This is a genomic window from Flavobacterium sp. J27 (genome assembly GCF_004303025.1).
Taxonomy (GTDB): Bacteria; Bacteroidota; Bacteroidia; order Flavobacteriales; family Flavobacteriaceae; genus Flavobacterium.
This window is the reverse complement of sequence record NZ_PJQW01000004.1, coordinates 234606-252646: the sequence shown is the minus strand read 5'-3', so window position 1 is coordinate 252646 and position 18041 is coordinate 234606. Positions and strand designations below refer to the sequence as shown.

At 29.7% G+C, this 18041-nt stretch carries 25 protein-coding genes; 14 read left to right on the top strand and 11 right to left on the bottom strand.

Features of this window, described 5'->3' with window-relative positions; all coding sequences use genetic code 11:
• Positions 1-98: 98 nt before the first annotated feature.
• The 4 genes from CX675_RS07570 to CX675_RS07555 all read right to left on the bottom strand — a co-directional run bounded on the left by CX675_RS07570 (position 99) and on the right by CX675_RS07555 (position 3947).
• Positions 99-521, bottom strand: coding sequence for a hypothetical protein (locus CX675_RS07570; protein ID WP_130734621.1), 423 nt, complete (start codon positions 519-521; stop codon positions 99-101).
• A 71-nt stretch (positions 522-592) separates the two neighbouring features.
• The gene (locus CX675_RS07565; protein WP_130734620.1) at positions 593-1561 is read right to left on the bottom strand and encodes a YheT family hydrolase; all 969 of its coding nucleotides are present in this window, start codon (positions 1559-1561) and stop codon (positions 593-595) included.
• A gap of 283 nt (positions 1562-1844) precedes the next feature.
• Entirely contained in the window at positions 1845-2681 is an 837-nt protein-coding gene (locus CX675_RS07560; protein ID WP_130734619.1) for a S1 RNA-binding domain-containing protein, read from the bottom strand.
• Positions 2682-2729: 48 nt separating this feature from the next.
• Entirely contained in the window at positions 2730-3947 is a 1218-nt protein-coding gene (locus CX675_RS07555; protein WP_130734618.1) for a porin, read from the bottom strand.
• 91 nt (positions 3948-4038) lie between these two features.
• On the opposite strand from CX675_RS07555, the gene prmA reads away from it, so the two are divergent.
• Both prmA and CX675_RS07545 read left to right on the top strand, forming a co-directional pair.
• Positions 4039-4875: a 50S ribosomal protein L11 methyltransferase gene (gene prmA, locus CX675_RS07550; RefSeq protein ID WP_130734617.1), complete on the top strand. Its 837-nt coding sequence runs from the start codon at positions 4039-4041 to the stop codon at positions 4873-4875.
• A 31-nt stretch (positions 4876-4906) separates the two neighbouring features.
• Positions 4907-5182 carry an ATP-dependent Clp protease adaptor ClpS gene (locus CX675_RS07545; RefSeq protein ID WP_130734616.1) on the top strand — a complete coding sequence of 92 codons (276 nt, stop codon included), beginning with the start codon at positions 4907-4909 and terminating at the stop codon, positions 5180-5182.
• A gap of 52 nt (positions 5183-5234) precedes the next feature.
• On the opposite strand, the gene CX675_RS07540 is transcribed toward CX675_RS07545, so the two are convergent.
• The 3 genes from CX675_RS07540 to CX675_RS07530 form a co-directional block, all read right to left on the bottom strand.
• Positions 5235-5648, bottom strand: coding sequence for a lipocalin family protein (locus tag CX675_RS07540; RefSeq protein WP_130734615.1), 414 nt, complete (start codon positions 5646-5648; stop codon positions 5235-5237).
• A gap of 176 nt (positions 5649-5824) precedes the next feature.
• Entirely contained in the window at positions 5825-6238 is a 414-nt protein-coding gene (locus tag CX675_RS07535; protein WP_130734614.1) for a DUF6691 family protein, read from the bottom strand.
• 1 nt (position 6239) lies between these two features.
• Positions 6240-6797, bottom strand: a complete 558-nt coding sequence (locus CX675_RS07530; RefSeq protein ID WP_130734613.1) for a YeeE/YedE family protein — start codon at positions 6795-6797, stop codon at positions 6240-6242.
• Positions 6798-6887: 90 nt separating this feature from the next.
• Between CX675_RS07530 and CX675_RS07525 the strand changes: the two genes are divergently transcribed.
• The 4 genes from CX675_RS07525 (at position 6888) to CX675_RS07510 (ending at position 9598) form a co-directional block, all read left to right on the top strand.
• A complete protein-coding gene (locus CX675_RS07525) occupies positions 6888-7370 on the top strand; it encodes a DUF4199 domain-containing protein (protein WP_130734612.1) in 483 nt (160 codons plus the stop codon).
• 3 nt (positions 7371-7373) lie between these two features.
• Positions 7374-7826 carry a 2-dehydro-3-deoxyphosphooctonate aldolase gene (locus tag CX675_RS07520; RefSeq protein WP_130734611.1) on the top strand — a complete coding sequence of 151 codons (453 nt, stop codon included), beginning with the start codon at positions 7374-7376 and terminating at the stop codon, positions 7824-7826.
• Between the two features lie 92 nt (positions 7827-7918).
• A complete protein-coding gene (kdsA, locus tag CX675_RS07515) occupies positions 7919-8737 on the top strand; it encodes a 3-deoxy-8-phosphooctulonate synthase (protein WP_130734610.1) in 819 nt (272 codons plus the stop codon).
• A gap of 15 nt (positions 8738-8752) precedes the next feature.
• Complete coding sequence (locus CX675_RS07510) at positions 8753-9598, top strand: hypothetical protein (protein WP_130734609.1); 846 nt, start codon at positions 8753-8755, stop codon at positions 9596-9598.
• Positions 9599-9643: 45 nt separating this feature from the next.
• Here the strand turns inward: CX675_RS07510 and CX675_RS07505 are convergent, their stop codons facing one another.
• The gene (locus CX675_RS07505; RefSeq protein ID WP_130734608.1) at positions 9644-9994 is read right to left on the bottom strand and encodes a DUF1801 domain-containing protein; all 351 of its coding nucleotides are present in this window, start codon (positions 9992-9994) and stop codon (positions 9644-9646) included.
• Complete coding sequence (locus CX675_RS07500; protein ID WP_130734607.1) at positions 9994-11370, bottom strand: M20/M25/M40 family metallo-hydrolase; 1377 nt, start codon at positions 11368-11370, stop codon at positions 9994-9996. Before CX675_RS07500 ends, CX675_RS07505 begins: the two co-directional genes overlap by 1 nt.
• Before the next feature lie 150 nt (positions 11371-11520).
• Here CX675_RS07500 and CX675_RS07495 point away from each other — a divergent pair, with 150 nt between their 5' ends.
• Genes CX675_RS07495 through CX675_RS07460 form a run of 8 tightly spaced genes read left to right on the top strand, consistent with a single transcriptional unit; the run spans position 11521 to position 16252 of the window.
• The gene (locus CX675_RS07495) at positions 11521-12132 is read left to right on the top strand and encodes a hypothetical protein (protein WP_130734606.1); all 612 of its coding nucleotides are present in this window, start codon (positions 11521-11523) and stop codon (positions 12130-12132) included.
• A gap of 11 nt (positions 12133-12143) precedes the next feature.
• Positions 12144-12767, top strand: coding sequence for a vancomycin high temperature exclusion protein (locus CX675_RS07490; protein ID WP_130734605.1), 624 nt, complete (start codon positions 12144-12146; stop codon positions 12765-12767).
• Between the two features lie 18 nt (positions 12768-12785).
• Positions 12786-13082, top strand: a complete 297-nt coding sequence (locus tag CX675_RS07485; RefSeq protein ID WP_130734604.1) for a transcriptional regulator — start codon at positions 12786-12788, stop codon at positions 13080-13082.
• Between the two features lie 51 nt (positions 13083-13133).
• Positions 13134-13589, top strand: a complete 456-nt coding sequence (locus CX675_RS07480) for a hypothetical protein (RefSeq protein ID WP_130734603.1) — start codon at positions 13134-13136, stop codon at positions 13587-13589.
• A 1-nt stretch (position 13590) separates the two neighbouring features.
• Positions 13591-14241, top strand: a complete 651-nt coding sequence (locus CX675_RS07475; RefSeq protein ID WP_130734602.1) for a DUF1361 domain-containing protein — start codon at positions 13591-13593, stop codon at positions 14239-14241.
• Positions 14231-14530: a hypothetical protein gene (locus CX675_RS07470; protein ID WP_130734601.1), complete on the top strand. Its 300-nt coding sequence runs from the start codon at positions 14231-14233 to the stop codon at positions 14528-14530. The genes CX675_RS07475 and CX675_RS07470 overlap by 11 nt, the downstream gene beginning before the upstream one ends.
• 33 nt (positions 14531-14563) lie before the next feature.
• On the top strand, positions 14564-15925 hold the full coding sequence (creD, locus tag CX675_RS07465) for a cell envelope integrity protein CreD (RefSeq protein ID WP_130734600.1): 1362 nt from the start codon (positions 14564-14566) through the stop codon (positions 15923-15925).
• 12 nt (positions 15926-15937) lie between these two features.
• Complete coding sequence (locus CX675_RS07460; protein ID WP_130734599.1) at positions 15938-16252, top strand: hypothetical protein; 315 nt, start codon at positions 15938-15940, stop codon at positions 16250-16252.
• Between the two features lie 59 nt (positions 16253-16311).
• On the opposite strand, the gene CX675_RS07455 is transcribed toward CX675_RS07460, so the two are convergent.
• Both CX675_RS07455 and CX675_RS07450 read right to left on the bottom strand, forming a co-directional pair.
• A complete protein-coding gene (locus tag CX675_RS07455; RefSeq protein ID WP_130734598.1) occupies positions 16312-17169 on the bottom strand; it encodes a neutral zinc metallopeptidase in 858 nt (285 codons plus the stop codon).
• 37 nt (positions 17170-17206) lie between these two features.
• Positions 17207-18004, bottom strand: a complete 798-nt coding sequence (locus tag CX675_RS07450; protein WP_130734597.1) for a hypothetical protein — start codon at positions 18002-18004, stop codon at positions 17207-17209.
• Positions 18005-18041 lie beyond the last annotated feature (37 nt).

Here is an 18041-nt window from a genome sequence, read left to right as displayed (position 1 = left end):
AAAATAGTTTATTATTTTTTTAAAGTTCCTTTAAAATTATTAAGTGTAATAACTTAAAATGAGAAAAGCAGGATAAGAATTTCCCGCTGTTAGTTAAATCATATTCTAAAGACTCTGAATATGATAAATAATTTTTTTATTGAAATATGAGAAGTTACTTCTCTTGAAAAAAGTTTTTCCTTTTGTTCTATTAAAAGGATTTTTTGTTTTGATCTGTAAAGATATTTACTTAAAAAAGCAGTTGAATCTAATGTTTTCTTTGAAGATGATATTTCATCTTCTTCAATTTCAACATCAACTCCATGAATTTTATGAGCTTCAACATCTACTGTAGTATGAATATAATCGTAAAAAAATAGACTTTTAGTTAACTCATTTCCTGCTAATACTTCTTGAGAGTTAGTATTAGATATTAATGAAGATAAGGATTGGCAATCATTCGCGCTAGCAAATAATTGAACATAACCAACAAGTAAGGTTATTAAACTAAGCAAAAAATATTTCACCGTCTTTCTTATCATATAGGGGACAAATGTAAAGCATTTTTTGGTTTTAACAAATAATAGTATGTTTAATAATCTGTTAAAAAAAATTATTTTTGTGATAATTCTTCAATGAATACGAAAGCTCTTAATTCTGCATACGAATAAACTTCATTTTTAAAGGGAAAAGCACAATGTCCTCCATATTTTGGTGTTTCTAAATACACATAATTGCTCTTTTCAGCAAAGCTATTTGGGTAACAATCTTCTCCTAAAAAAGGGTCATCTAAAGCATTAATAATTAATACTGGTTTTTGAATATTAGTTAAACTACGTGCTGGTGAAACTTTAAAATAATAATCTTCTTTATCGATAAAGCCATGTAATGGAGCGGTAAAATGATCGTCTAGATAATCAAATCCATCGATATTTTTAATTTTGGACCAATCCATTAAATCGGGAAATTGTTTGGCTTTATACTTTAGTTTTTTGGTTAAATCAAACATAAAGTTTTTCATATAAACTTGATTGAATCCTTTTTTTAAAGATTCGGCACTTGATTTAATCTCAATTGGTACAGATACAGCAACACCTGCCATAACTCTATCACTAATATTTTTTACTCTTCCAAAATAATTTAGCGTTTGCGCTCCACCCATAGAATAACCTATTAAATATACTTTTTCAACTTTTGTTAAAGCAAATTGTATAACGGCATCTAGATCTTCTATTGTAGCATGATGATACAATCTTGGCAATCGATTCATACTACCACTACAACTTCTATTATTCCATGCAAAAACTGAAAATCCTTTGTTTAAAAAATAAGTAGCACAACTATTCATGTAAGTTCGTTGCGAATTTCCCTCTAATCCATGACATAAAATAATTGCCTTTGTATTGGTTTTTAAATGATAATCTACTGCCAAAAAATCGCCATCTTCTAACTCTAAAACTTCTCTTGTGTATTGAGGCGCTGGAAATTTTTTAAATTTTCCTGCATATATAGTAGCTATATGACTGTTTTTATACAAAAATGAAACATGATTATTATATGACGAAGTAGCTATTACTGGCATAATTAAAAGAAATCTATTTTATAATATTTCATGACAAAGGCAATTGACATGATGTTAAAATATAAGGATACCCAATAATATTTATTCCAATCATCTTTGTTCTTGATAACTTCTATGAGATTAAATATGGGCAACAGTAAAACCAAAAACCATAAAAAAACCCAAAAAGGCTCTATTACCGTATTGTAAACAATAACTGAACCGAAAGATTGTAACATGGCTAAAAGTACTCCAAAAAAAGTAAGTACACTAAGCAACAACAGTATTTTATTTTTCGTTGTCATTAAATTAAATAAATACCATCCTCTTTTATTTCTATTCTTTTTTGACGGTATAAATTACCTACTGCTTTCTTAAAAACTTTTTTACTCATTTTTAATACAGTACGAATATCTTCAGGGTTTGAATTATCATGTAAGCCTAAAAAACCTTTATTTGATTTTAATTCATCCAAAATAATTTGCGCAGAAGGCTCAATAGCTTCTACTCCTAACTTTCTTAAGGATACATCAATTTTTCCATCTGGTCTTACATTTTTAATGTATGCCTTCATTCTCATACCTGGTTTTACTTCTTCAAAAACTTCATTTTTGTAGGCCAACCCCCTATGCCTTTCATTTATAATTACATTAATACCTGCTTCCGTAATATGGGATACAATAACATCTACTTCTTCCCCATTTTCTAAGTTTACATCATCGTTATTTAGAAATTGTTGTGTTTTACTAGACCCCACTAACCTATTGGTTTTATCATCCATAAAACAATACACTAAATAACGTTTCCCCTCTTCCATGGGTCTGGCTTGCTCTTTAAAAGGTACAAACAAATCTTTTTCTAATCCCCAATTCATAAAAGCACCAAATTTATTGATGTAATTGACTTTTAAATGGGCAAATTCTTTCAATTTAATGTAAGGTTTCAAAGTAGTTGCTACCGGACGTTCTTCATGATCCAAATACACAAAAACAGTTAATTCATCACCTATATTAAATTCTCTCGGGACATATTTATTAGGTAATAAAACATCGTTTTGTTCATTTACACCATCTCCTAAAAAAAGACCAACTTTGGTACTTCTTAATATTTTTAAGGTATTGAATTGTCCTATCTGTAACATACGCTATCTAATTATCGTGCAAAGGTAGTTAAATGGAACGTAAAAAAATTAAATTCCTATTTCAATCTGAAAACGAGCATACCAATTTGATGTAGACGGTGCTAGATAATAGTCTAATTCACTATAGGTAAGTTCACCTTGTAATTTAAACGTATGCTCCCATAAATAGCGCGTTAAACCAATGCTATATTGTTTAGAATTTGGAGCCAAAGCTTGTATTTCATCGGCAACATGTTGCGTTGAAAATCTTCCTATTATTTCATAATTGGATGGAAAAACATAACTCATTTGGTAATCAAAACCTTCTCCTGCAAATACATAATTAAAATTGGTGACATCATCTGGGTCATAGGTAATCAAATCTTTTGCTTTTCGATTCATATAAGCACTCATAAAACTCCAGCCATTGTATTTTATTAAAGCATCAAAAAAAGTAGATTTTGTGGTTCTTGGTTGAAAAAGTTCTTTTCCTAATTGTCCTTGTGTTCTTACCGCTCTATTATTTTGTTGAAAAGCACCAGAAAGCATCACTTTTGGTTTTTCTTCCCGTAAAATATCTCCTTCAAAGTACATTCCATTCTTTTTAAACGTTCCAAAAGGAAAGAGCTCTACTTTACCAGTTAGTGCAACACCGTCATCAGAAGTTTTTGTCCAATTTCTTCCCTCTCCTGTCGATATTGCTGTCTTTATATTATATGAAAAAACGTCCTTATTTTCATTCAAATAATACGCTTGTACACCAAAATCTCTATCAATAGTAAACTTAGCATTATTAATTGTTCTGTCAGTTAGTTGTAACGCTCCAGAAGAGTTAACTCGTTGTCTATTTCCTGGTAATTTTGTCTGCCCAAATATGAAATTCCAATTTTTATTAGGTCTGTAAAAAACAGCAGCATCTCTAATAATATTAATATTTTCTCCATCTTCAATAACACCTACATCACCAGGGGCAAAAGAAAGCTGAATAACATATAAAAACTTTGGATCACCTACATATCCATCAAAACGCAAACGCAATCTTCTAATGTGCGCTTCATATCTGTTATCTTCATTTTCTTCATTAATATAAGTAACTCTATTTTGCATTCTAAAACGAATATTCAGCTGAAAAATACTATCGGGAGAAGTCACACCTAAGCCTTTTCCGTAACTATAATAAGGTAAGGCTGCTAATTTAATATCATTATTGTGAAGTGAATCTTTTTTAAATTGACCAAATGAATACTGGCAAATGGCAAGTACAAGTAGAATAATTATTTTTCTCATTAAATTGAAGTTGTGTTGTAATTGCCCGCAAAAATAAAATATTTTAAAGAAATTACACACCTAATATTTACCTTTGCAAAAAAAAAACACCATGTCAAACGTTTATATAGGATATCATTTTACTATTGAACCAAGAGAATTAGGTTCAGAAATTTTACTAGCAGAATTAGGAGAAACTGCATTTGAAAGTTTTGTTGAAACCGAAACTGGACTTTCAGCTTATGTTCAAAAAGACCTTTGGACAGAAAATATCCTTAATGATATTTATATTCTAGGAAATGATGAATTTAAAATAACCTATTCTTTTGAAGAAATTGAACAGGTGAACTGGAATGAAGAATGGGAAAAAAATTTTGAAGCTATAGATGTGGACGGTATTTGCCATGTAAGAGCACCTTTTCATGAGAAAACCAACGCAAAATACGATATCGTAATTGAGCCCAAAATGAGCTTTGGAACGGGTCACCATGAAACCACACACATGATGATTCAGCATCTATTAGAAACTGATCTTACAGATAAAAAAACATTGGATATGGGATGCGGAACAGCCATTTTAGCCATTTTAGCAGAAATTAAAGGTGCTACTCCTATTGATGCTATTGATATTGACAATTGGTGCTATTTAAATTCGATTGAAAATGCTGAAAGGAATCATTGCAAAAATATTACTGTTTATGAAGGAGATGCCACGCTTTTAGTAGGGAAAAAATATGATGTTATTATTGCCAATATTAATAGAAACATCTTATTAAATGATATGGAACAATATGTGGCTTGTTTAAACGAAAATGGGATTCTATTCTTAAGTGGTTTCTACACAGAAGATATTACTGTAATTGATACATCTTGTACAGAAAAAGGATTAACATATGTTAAAAAATTTGAAAGAAACAATTGGGTTGCTTTGAAATATGTAAAACAATAATTACTTTTACATTAAATTTAAAACACTAAAAATGAGTACGATAGAAAAAATTAAAGAAGAAGTTTTAGTTGAAGAATTAGTTAGTTTAAATAACGAAATAATATTATATAATGATGATGTAAACACGTTTGATCATGTTATTGAAACATTAATACGAGTTTGTAATCATGAAGCTTTACAAGCTGAACAATGTGCATTATTAGTACATTACAAAGGACAATGTGCTGTTAAAACTGGAAGTTTTGATGAATTAAAACCACAATGTTCTGCTCTTTTAGATGCTGGACTCAGTGCTGAAATACAATAAAAAAAATCCCGATTTACATCGGGATTTTTTATTTAAAATAATTAAGCTAAACTTATATTTTTTTATAAATATAAATTATTTCCTTTCCTTCCACAGTTGCTTTGATTTTAAGTGTTGTGGCATCTAAAAGTAGAATTTCTCCTTTTTCTTCACCTGCATATGGAAAATTAATAATTAGATTATTATCTACTTTCTTCCAAGTCCCACTATCTACAGACATTTCACAATTATCAGCCCCGTAATAAAACACATCATTTACTTTACCATCTTCGAAAAATTCAACATAATCATTACCACACTTTTCTAAATGTTCATAAGAGAAAAGTAATTCCGCCTTACTTACTTTCTTTCCTTCTTGATAATACTTCCATTTTCCAATAACGGTTACCTCTTTTGATGTAACCTCACTGAAAGATGCTAAACATAAACTTAATAGCAATACTGATGCAATAGTTAATTTTTTCATAATTAATAGTTTTATTTGTTAAGTTTATACTAAAGAAACAACAAAAAAACCAATTATAAAAATTTTATCATCAAAACAATTACGAATAATCATTTTGTTAAATGACTGTCTAAAAAATTAAATATTTCGTTTTTTTTAATAAAAAAAATAAAAATTCTATAATCTAAGATAGTTTACTAATGAGGTATTTTATCTTTAAAAATACCATAGATAAAGTTACCAATCAACGCGCCTAGTAAAACGATACCTATGGAAGCAACACCTGCTCCAATAAGCACAAAAATAGGACCCGGACAACAACCTACAATTCCCCATCCTACTCCAAACATAATTCCTCCAATAATATATCTAAACCTAGCTTTCTCCTTATCTAAAATTTCAATAGGTAATCCTTTGTAATCTTTAATTTCTTTCTTTTTAAAAAATCGTATTCCTACCACGCCTGTAACAATCGCTGTAAAAATGATACCATACATGTGAAAAGATTGAAATTGAAACATTTCATAAATTCGATACCAGGAAATGGCTTCAGATTTTGTTAAAACAATTCCGAAGATGAATCCAACTAATACAAATCGTAATAATTTCATTTTAAAAAATTAATGGTATTATAAAATAAGATGCTATTAAGCCTCCAATGAAAAAACCAATAACAGCAATTAAAGATGGTAACTGTAAATTACTTAATCCTGTAATGGCATGACCTGATGTACAACCTCCTGCATAAGGTGTTCCAAAACCAATTAAAAAACCACCTGCTAACAAAACTATAAATCCTTTAAATGAACACATTGTTTCTAAACTAAAAAGAGCATCAGGAACTATCTTACCATTAGGCAAATCGATATGTAATTGTTGTAATTGTGCTATTGTTTTTGGATTTAATTGTAAAATAGTAGCTCCATTTAAAAAATGGGTAGCAAAATAACCTCCTAAAATTGCCCCAAGAACAACCGCTAAATTCCACTTTTGGTCTCTCCAATCGAAGTTAAAATAATTGGATTTATCTTTTGCGCCTAAAATAGTACAGATTGTTCTAAGATTGGAAGACATTCCAAAAGTTTTCCCAAAGTATATCAATAACAACATGGTAATTCCAATTAAAAAACCAGAAATAGACCAATGCCAAGTACCATAAAGTAACTCCATATGACTAATTTTTTGCAAAGATAAAAAATAGCGTCATTTAATTCTAATTATAATATTTTATATTAATTTTGAATACAAATTAAACACAATATGTTACAAAATTTCAGAATTGAAATAAAATGGGCCGTAATTTACACCATTGCCTACACTTTATGGATGTACTTTGAAAAGAAAATGGGGTGGCACGACAGTAAAGTATTACTAGAGCCTTTATACAATTTATTATTCTTACCAATTAGTATTTTCCTTATTGGATTAGCGCTTTTTGATAAAAAAAGAAATCATTATAAAAACGAAATAGATTGGAAAAAAGGGTTTATTTCAGGAATAATTTTATCAGTTTTGATTACCGTTTTAAATCCTGTTGTTTTGTTTATTACCCATAATTATATTTCACCTGATTTTTTCACCAATGCTATTAATGCTTCCGTTGATGAAGGGCTACCATTAGAGAAAGCAACAGCGAGATACAATTTAAATACAGCTATTTCTAATAGCGTTTTTGATCGATTATCATTTGGAGTAGTAATTTCAGCTACTATTAGTTATTTTATAAGAACTAAAAACAATTAAAACATGAAATTAATAGTATCTATAATTCTTGTATTCCTTTTATTTTCTTGTACTAGTACAAAATCAACAATTAAAAATATAGACCCTACTGCAACAAGACCTAAAATTTTTAATAGTGCTTTCGTAATTACAGAATATGCCAAAGATACTCAGTATGGTTATGATCCTGATTATCCTATTAATTTAGGACCAATATCAGAAAATTTGGAAGAAGCCACTGTTAAACTATTTTTTAATGCATTGGAAGGTCCAAATCAAGAGAAGATATCCTATTTAAAAACAGATACCTGTTGTCCTTTTCCAACTGAAAATACAACTATGGGTGCAGGAACGCTCTCAATTTATGAAGTAACATTTGAAGGAAGTTCAAACAAAATATCATTGCACTTTAATATTTATGAAAAAGGACAAATTGTATGTCCTAAAGGGTTAAAAATAAAAAAGACAAAAGAATAATAAAAAAACTTAAGACTAACTTAACTAACCTTTTAAACTGTGATTTAAAAGGTTTTTATTTTTATCTTTGCACTCTTAAAAACAACTACATAATGAATTTAGATACTATTCCACAAATAAAAAACACAAATAGCGGTAATTTCTTCTTATTATCAGGACCTTGTGCCATTGAAGGTGAAGAAATGGCTATGAAAATTGCCGAAAAAATTGTAACAGTAACAGATGCTTTAAAAATTCCATACGTTTTTAAAGGTTCTTTTAAAAAAGCAAATCGTTCCAGAATTGATAGTTTTACAGGTATTGGTGACGAAAAAGCATTAAAAATACTAGCTAAAGTTTCAAAAGAATTTGGTATACCTACTATCACCGATATTCATACTAATGAAGATGCCACAATGGCTGCTGAATATGTTGATATTCTACAAATTCCTGCTTTTTTAGTCCGTCAAACCGATTTAGTAGTTGCTGCTGCAGAAACAGGAAAGACTGTTAACTTAAAAAAAGGGCAATTTATGAGTCCTGAAAGTATGAAACATGCGGTACAAAAGGTGTTGGATTGCCAAAATGAAAAAGTAATGGTAACCGACAGAGGTACTATGTTTGGTTATCAAGATATGATTGTAGATTTTAGAAGTATTCCAACAATGCAACAATATGCTACAACTGTACTAGATGTTACTCACTCTCTACAACAACCTAATCAAACTGTTGGGGTAACAGGAGGCCGCCCAGATATGATTGAAACCATTGCTAAAGCAGGAATTGCTGTAGGAGTAGATGGAATTTTTATAGAAACTCATTTTGATCCAGCAAATGCCAAAAGTGATGGCGCAAATATGCTTCATTTGGATTATTTTGAAGATTTAATGAAAAAATTAGTGGCTATCAGAAAAACTATAAATCAATTTTAATACTTATAAATCCAAATGAAACAATCATTTCTAATGGTTGTACTATCTTTTTGTGTTTTTTCACAGTACACCTTTTCGCAAGAAACAGTTGAAATGCCTGAAAAATACACCAGTCACAACAAAGGAAAATTCTTCATCTTTTGGGGTGGAAATAGAGAAAGCTTTTCGAAATCGGATATTCATTTTACTGGAAGTAATTACGACTTTACACTCTATGATGTAGAAGCACACGACAAGCCAAAAGGATGGCATGTTGATTATGTAAATCCTGGAAGAATGACTATTCCTCAAACTAATTTACGAATTGGTTATTTTATTAACGACCATTACAATATTTCAATTGGTGTTGATCATATGAAATATGTGATGGATCAAGACAAGAGAGTTCGTTATAGTGGTTATTATCCAAATCCTGGAAGCTATAATGAAAACCCAAATAACAATGAATTAACCTTAGACAGTAAATTTTTAGAATTTGAACATACCGATGGTTTAAATTACATACATACTGAATTTTCTAGAGTGGATGATCTTTCAAAGTATATTGGTATTACTAATACAGATAAATTTCAAATTAATGTTACAGAAGGTTTAGGTGCTGGTTTTTTATTTCCAAAAACAAATTCTACACTTTTAATGAAAGATAATAATGATGCATTTCACGTTGCTGGATACGGTATTTCAGCAAAAGCTGGATTGAATTTCACCTTTTTCAAACACTTTTTTATTCAAACTGAATTAAAAGGAGGTTTTATAAATATGAACGATATTAGAACCTCAAAAGATCCAGTAGATAAAGCATCTCAAAAATTCTGGTTCTTTCAACGTATTATTGCTCTTGGAGGTATCTTTAGAATATAGAATACAAATAAAAAATATAAAAAAAGCACTTTTCAAGTGCTTTTTTTATAGGTATAATGTTTTTGCTTCCTCTATTACAGCTTTTAAAACGGAATTATCAATGGTTTCTAAAGAAAAATACCGCAATGATTTTACCGTATTTCTTTTTTCATCAACTAAAAATTCCTGATTTAATTGCAACTGAAAACCTTTGGCAAACCCTACATCAACAAATTTTCTTTTATGATTGGGTGCCAAATAACAAAAAGGCTTCTTTTTATAATAAAAGTAAGGAATTCCCCATTTGAATAGTAATTCATAATCTGACAATTCTTGTTCCACTACTGCTATGATATGCAACAACATCTTCCGATAAGTTTCTGGTTGTCTAAAAATATATTCTTCAGCAGGTTTCATTATTCAATTCCGTATTGATCCATTAAATAAACTAAAGATGTCATTGCCGCAGCTCCAAGTTCCAATTCTCTTTTATTAACCGCATTAAAAGTATCATTAGCAGCATGATGATAATCAAAATAACGTTGGGAATCGGGTTGTAATCCTGCTTTAACGATATGTTTCGATTGTAAAGGTCCAATATCAACTCCGGTATGTCCTTCAACAAATAAATGAATTAAATACGGTTCAAATAGTGTTTTCCAACTTCTTATTTTAGCGAAATTAGTAGCATCAGCTTCAAGAGAAAATCCTCTTGGAGAAAAACCACCTGCATCGCTTTCTAAAGCAAAAATGTGATTTTCATTATTTTTTTTGGCTAATTCTGCATATTGCTTTCCTCCTCTATTCCCATTTTCTTCATTCATAAATAAAACCACTCTAATCGTATGTTTAGGTTTGTATTCTAATCTTTTAAAAATAGATAAAATTTCCATACTTTGTACCACTCCAGCACCATCATCATGAGAGCCATCACCAAGATCCCAAGAATCTAAATGACCACCTATTACCATAATTTCATCTGGATTTTCTGTTCCTTTAATTTCTCCAACTACATTATATGACAAGACATCTGGTAACATTTCACAAGATTGTTTAAAATAAAATTGAATGTCTGGATTCTTTTTTAGCGATTCACTTAATAAATTAGCACCATTTGTACTAATTGCTGCTGCTGGAATATACTTATCTTTAGGTAAATCTCCATAATTTGTATTACCTGTATGAGGAAAATCATCCAGTCTTAAATTCATTGATCGCACAATAACACCTACAGCACCTAATTTAGCCGCTTCACGAGCACCCGCAGAACGCTGATCTATACAACCTCCATAAGCTTGAAAAGTTTGAATATGAATGGGTGTCATTGGTCGATTAAAAAAAACAATTTTGCCTTTAACCTTTTCTGAACCTAAAGCAACCATTTCATCAATTCCCATAACTTCAATTATAGGTGCTTTTAATCCATTTTTCGGAGTAGCAATCGAACTTCCTAAAGCACAAATAGGAACTTCTACTTTTCTTCCTTTACTTTCAAAATAGGCTTTTTCCTTTTCACCTCTTATCCAATGCGGCACCATCACTTCTTGTAAAAAAACACGATCCAAACCTAATTGTTCTAATTCTGCTTTGGTATACAAAACGGCTTTTTCTGCTGAAGTAGAACCAGACAGTCGTGCCCCAATAGTATTGGATAAATATTCCAACCAATCATAACATTTTGATTTTGTTAAAGCTTCATCGTAAATAGTTCGTAACATTTTTTCATCATTAGATTGCGCATTTGAAGAACAAACCATAAAAAGACTAATGATAAAAACTAAAGAAAATCTCATTATAGAAATGAATTAAAATTTATAATGTATAAAAATATTACAATTATTTTACTTAACGGTTACTACTTTGCAAAATGAGATTTTTTTAACAAAAAAACTTTTGGTAAATACAAAATTATTATTTTACTTTGTATTTCAAAGTACTTTATAATGGAAGCAAGTAAATATTTAAAAGACATTCAAGATATTAAAGAAATAATGAGTAAATCTACTCAATTTATATCATTAAGTGGTTTATCTGGAATACTCGCAGGAATCTATGCTCTAGTTGGTGCAGCATATGTTAATTATTTAATCAATTCTCATTATGGGCGTTATATCACTTTGGAAAGTAAAACTTTTAAACTAATTCTTTTAACCGCTTTTATTGTACTCGTTCTTTCAGTTGGTACTGCTTATTTATTAACCGCTAAAAAAGCAAAAAAAGCTGGAGAAAAAATTTGGAATCCTACTTCGAGAAGAGTTTTAATTAATTTTTTAATTCCTTTAATCACAGGTGGAATTTTTGCTTTGCTTTTACTAAAAAACAAACATTATGGTTTAATTGCTCCTGTTACCTTATTATTTTATGGTTTAGCATGTTTAAATGCCAGTAAATATACTTTAAGAGATGTACGTTACTTAGGTATCACCCAGATTATTTTAGGATTAATTGCCGTTGAATTTTCAGGGTATGGTTTGTATTTTTGGGTAATTGGATTTGGTTTTTGTCATATTTTATATGGAAGTATGATGTATTATAAATATGATAGAAACATCTAATACAAAATAAAATGCGAAAGTTTTTATTTCCCATAAGCGTCTTCATTCTATTTTTTATTTGTGTTGCTCATACAAAAGTTAAAAATGAGGCAAAAAACAAAACATTTTCTGACGTAAATTTACTTCCGAATAATAAAGTTGGTGTAGTCTTAGGCACAGGGAAATATTTAAAAAATGGGACTTTGAATCATTATTTTAAGTACCGTATAGAAGCCACTGTAACTTTATATAAAGAATGCAAAATTGAATATATTTTAGTTAGCGGTGATAATAGCCGTTTTGATTATGATGAACCTACCGATTTTAAAAATGAATTGATTGCGCAAGGTATACCAGAAGATAGAATTGTTTTGGACTATGCCGGTTTTAGAACATTAGATTCCGTTATTAGAGCAAAAGAAGTTTTTGGATTAACCAATTTTACTCTAATTTCGCAAGAATTTCATAATGAACGAGCTTTATATATAGCCTCAAAAAACAACATGAATGTGATTGCATACAATGCAAAAGATGTCTCTAAAAAGTATGGTTTTAGAGTAAAAGCTAGAGAATACTTAGCGCGTACAAAAGTATTTATCGATATCCTTTTTAAAGTAAAACCAAAATTTTTAGGTCCAAAAATTGCAATCGAATAGTAATAAAAATCAATTATAGTGAAAAATATCATTCAAAATATTAACAAAGCCTTTGATCACCGAATTCGTTTGGGAATCATGTCGGTGTTAATGGTAAATGAAAATGCTGATTTTTCAACTTTAAAAGAATTATTAGGTGTTACCGATGGTAATTTAGCTAGTCATGCGAAAGCTTTGGAAAACGAAAACTATATCACTGTTGAAAAACACTTTATTGGCAGAAAACCCAATACAAAATATATCGCTACTAAAGAAGGTAAAAAAGCCTTTCAGGAGCACATTGAAGCATTAGAAAAATTAATCTCAAATAGTTAAACCTATTTTTTTATTTAACAACTTTGAAATTCAAAGTACTTTAAAAAATATATGAAAGATAAATTTATTGAAAAAATGTATGAACTTAGCAAAAAACCATATCAAAAATGGTTTAAAAAGAATCGTCCATGGAATACCACAAGTGACGAATTAATTGCTCATCCAAAAGCCTCATTAGGCTATGAATTAGGCAACTTCCTGTTGCGCTATAATTTTGAAATTCAAGAAAAACTAGAGGATCATGATGTAATTCATGTTTTAACAAACACAGGTGTTTCTGTGGTAGAAGAAATAGGTATGCAATATTTTCTGCTAGGTAATGGAAAAAAAAGCTTGTATCTATTTCTGGTAATCACTACCGGACTTCTCTTCTACCCGAAACAAATAAATTACTATTTGAATCAATACGAAAAAGGAAAGAAAGCCCATCGTTTTTATGATTTAGATTTTTATAAAATGCTTTCTATACCCGTTCACACCCTTCGAACCACTTTTAACATTAATTAATATGCAACTCCTAATTAAAATTTATCAAACGAATAAAAAAGCCAATAGTTTTCTACTTGCCTTATGTTGTTATTGTGCTTTTTTATTACTCTGTAGAGTGAAAGTAACTCAATCCGTTTTCTATTTTTTTCTAATTTGGAATGCTTTTTTAGCGGCTATTCCATATTTACTATTCTTATTTGTAAAACAAAGGATTGAACTTTTAGAAAATACAAAAACAAGAACTTTACTTTTTATAATTTGGCTCTTATTTTTACCCAATTCCTTTTATATCGTTACCGATTTTATCCATTTATCCAAAGGAAACCCTAATCTATTTTGGTTTGACCTAATTTTGCTATCATCATTTGCTGGTTTAGGTATTCTCTTTGGTTTAGCTGCTATAGAAGAATTTAAAACATGCTTTTCACTATTTTTTTCACAAAAAAAAATACAATATAGTATTCCAGTTATTTGTTTGTTGAGTGGTTTTGGCATCTACCTCGGACGGTTTTTACGATTTAATAGTTGGCACATACTTACCAATCCAATGCAACTATTTATTGATTCATGTACTTGTTTAATTTCCACACAAGCAGTCTTATTCTCTATGCTTTATGGTAGTTTCATTTATTTGATTTACATCCTTAAAAACAATTTTTATGGAAACTAATTTTCAATTTAGAGAATTACCTTTTTCAACACAATTGGCAATTCTATCATTTTCACTAGGAACCTTTATACTAATATTACATTGCGTTTTCCCAGAAGCGTTTGTAATTATGGTTATTGGCTTTGGCTATTTATTAATGGCAACACTAATCAATTTTATTACGCTATTACATGTTATTTATCTCTTCTCAAAAGAAAAAAACACGGAAGATCTTGTTATTAGAATCTTACTTCTTTTGTCAAATATCCCTATAGCTATTTTATACGCTTACATAGCCCTTCATAATTAAAAAAACTGTTTAAAATAATTAAAATTTCATCTTATGGAAAATCCAATCGAATTACACAAATCTAGCGTTACTCCTAAACCTTCATTTTTACAAAGCAATACCGCAAAAATGATAATGGTAGGCATGCTTACATTATTTCTATTAATTCCTCTTAATTTGGTACAAAATCTAATTACAGAACGTTCTGAACGTAAAAATGATGTGACTCAAGAAGTGACTGAAACATGGGGAGAAAATATTCATTTTTATGGGCCTATACTTAAAATTCCTTACAAAACCTATTCTGAAACAGCTATTGTTGACGAAAAAAGTAGGGAAACTATCATCCAAAAAAGAGCATCCATACAATATGCTTATTTCTTTCCGAACACTTTAGAAAATAAAACGGAAGTTACTAAAGTAGATGACATTAAAAGAGGAATTTACAATCCAATTGTTTTTAAAGCCAATATGCAGTTCAACGGAAATTTTGAAAATGCTGCTCTAGATAAATTAAGTATTAAAGCGGAAGATGTACTTTGGGATAAAGCATCTATACTAATCAAAACTACCAATTTGAAAAGCATAAAAAGTGATTTAAAAATTACCCTAAACAAAAAGAAGTTCAGTTTGGAATCTAAACCCGATGAAGACCACTACTTTGGCACATTGGAAACGGAAACTTTTACATATGTTCCCAATCAAATGATTACTTTTAATTTTGACATGAAATATAATGGTAGTGATAACATTCAATTTGTGCCTGTTGGAAAAACTACTACTACAAGCATTAATGCTAATTGGGATTCACCAAGTTTTATAGGTAGTTTTGCTGCGAATGATACTACAAAGCAAATTACTTCTAAAAACTTTCATGCTGATTGGAAAATATTACATATTAATCGTCCTTTTTCACAACAATATGATACTAAAATCCCAGAGTTAAACAATTATTCTTATGGTGTTAAATTGATTGAAACCGTTGATCAATACCAACAAAACGAACGTGCTTCAAAATATGGTTTCTTAGTTATTGGATTAACATTTTTAATATTTTTCCTAATACAAACCATTAGTAAAAAAAGTATTCATATTTTTCAATATACGATGATTGGATTAGCTTTAATTATGTTTTATACTTTATTAATATCGATAACTGAACACTCTAGTTTTACAATTGCCTATAGTATTGCTGCGAGTGCCGTTATCATCATGTTACTACTCTACTCTATTTCTGTTTTAAAAGAAAAGAAATTCCCATTGTTCATTGCAGCATCTTTAAGTGTTTTATATAGTTTTATTTTTGTGATAATACAATTAGAAAACTATGCCTTATTGGTAGGAAGTATTGGATTATTCTTAATTTTAGGAGCCGTAATGTATTTTTCTAGAAAGATTGATTGGCATAATAACTAAAAAGAAAATTCTATGCATACAATCTCCATTTCTAATGTGTTTAAATTTGCTATTGCAGGTGCAATAGTAGCCTTGATAATTATTTTACTATTAATCTTTAGTGTACCTAATCCAAACCCAACGTGGGGAAAAGTTTGGTTTGTCAGACCTTTAGTTGTTACTCCTTTTATAACTTCTATTGGAGGTGCTCTATTTTATTTAATCAATACAAAAAAGACAGCTTTCAAATTTATAAATCTAATGCTATTTCTTTTTAGCGTTTTTATCCTACTTTTCTTTCTTTGGATAGGTACAATATTAGGCTTAGACGGCACCTTGTGGAATTAAAAACAAAAACCCGAATTAGAATAAACTAGTTCGGGTTTTTATTTAATATCGATTTTATTTTACAACTCTTCTTCGAAAGTATTGTGTTGGCTAATATTACCAGAGTTATACCCTTTCATAAACCATTTCATTCGTTGTTCAGAAGTTCCGTGCGTAAAGGAATCGGGTACAACATGACCTTGCATCTTACTTTGAATAGCATCGTCTCCCACAGCATGTGCAGCACTTAATGCTTCTTCAATATCCCCTTCTTCTAAATACTTTTTATTATAATGTGCCCAAAGACCTGCATAAAAATCGGCTTGTAATTCTAAACAAACAGATAATTTATTGGCATCTGCTTTACTTTTTCCTTGTTGTGCTTGACGCACTTTTTGAGAAGTCCCTAACAAAGTTTGAACATGATGTCCTACTTCATGTGCTATAACATAGGCAATTGCAAAATCACCACCTTTTGCTCCAAAACGGGTACGCAATTCTTCAAAAAAACGAAGATCCATATACACTTTTTTATCTGCCGGACAATAAAAAGGTCCTGACGCAGCTGTAGCACCACCACAAGCCGTTTGAACGGCATCTGTAAATAAAACCATTTTAGGTTTTTCATAAATACCTAATTGATTATCATTAAAAATTTTTGTCCAAATATCTTCTGTATCAGCCAGCACAGTAGCTGCAAATTGTCCTAAAGCATCTTCTTCAGGAGTTAATTCTCTTTGAACTGTTTCTTGTTGTGAATTTGTTTGGTTCATTTGTTCCAAAACTGGAGCTAAGCTTTGCCCAGTTTCACCACCAAATAATTGCAATAAAAGAACAATAATACCTATTATTCCTCCTCCTGCAATAACTTTACCTCCAGAAGACATCCCCCTTCTGTCTTCCACATTATCACTTTGTCTTCTACCTTGCCATTTCATGTTGCTATACGTTTTATTTATTCAAAGTTAATAAAAATTATTCTTCGTTTCTACCTATCTCATCTAATACATTATACTCTTCAACTCCTACTATATTATCATAAATTGAAAAAATCATTGCTACATAAAGAGGCATCGTAAAAAAGACACCTATACAAAAACCAATTAACCCTAAAAAAGCTCCAATTACTGCAATAACTAATGCTAAGATAATATGAAAAGGTTTTTTAGCTGTTAATTTTATACTGTTTTGTATCGCATCTGTGTAATTTTGATTACCAAAAATAACTAAAGGAATAAATAAAATGGTAAATAAGGATACGAGTATTTGAATAAGAACACCTATTAAATTTAAAAAAATAGTAAAGCTAGAAAAAGGAAAAACTTTAATTGCCGAAATAAAGGTAGTAGATGTTAAGGCTATAATAACTGATCCAATAATTATATCTTTTAAATATTTACTCTTGTAATAATCAAAAACAACCCCTAATTTTAATTCTTGATTTCTTTTAGATAAAAAACATAATTTTAAAAAACCAGCATTTAAAGGCGCTATTAGGGCAGCAAAAAACACAGTCATAATTATATTTCCTATAATAAAACGGATTTCATGTTGCATAGCTTCCATCTTCATCGCCCATTCTGCAATATCACTAACTCCATATAACATGGCTACTAAAAATCCGTAAAATAAAATTCCAAAAATAGATACCAACAAAAAACCCAACCCACCAATAAGGAATATTTTCTTATAAATTTCAAAACAGTCTTCTATTAATTTACCCAAATCTAAGTTAAAACCATTCCTTATTTTTTCTCTAATAGTAGTATTCATATTACATTTTTTTGTAAAAATAATTGTTTTTATGAGA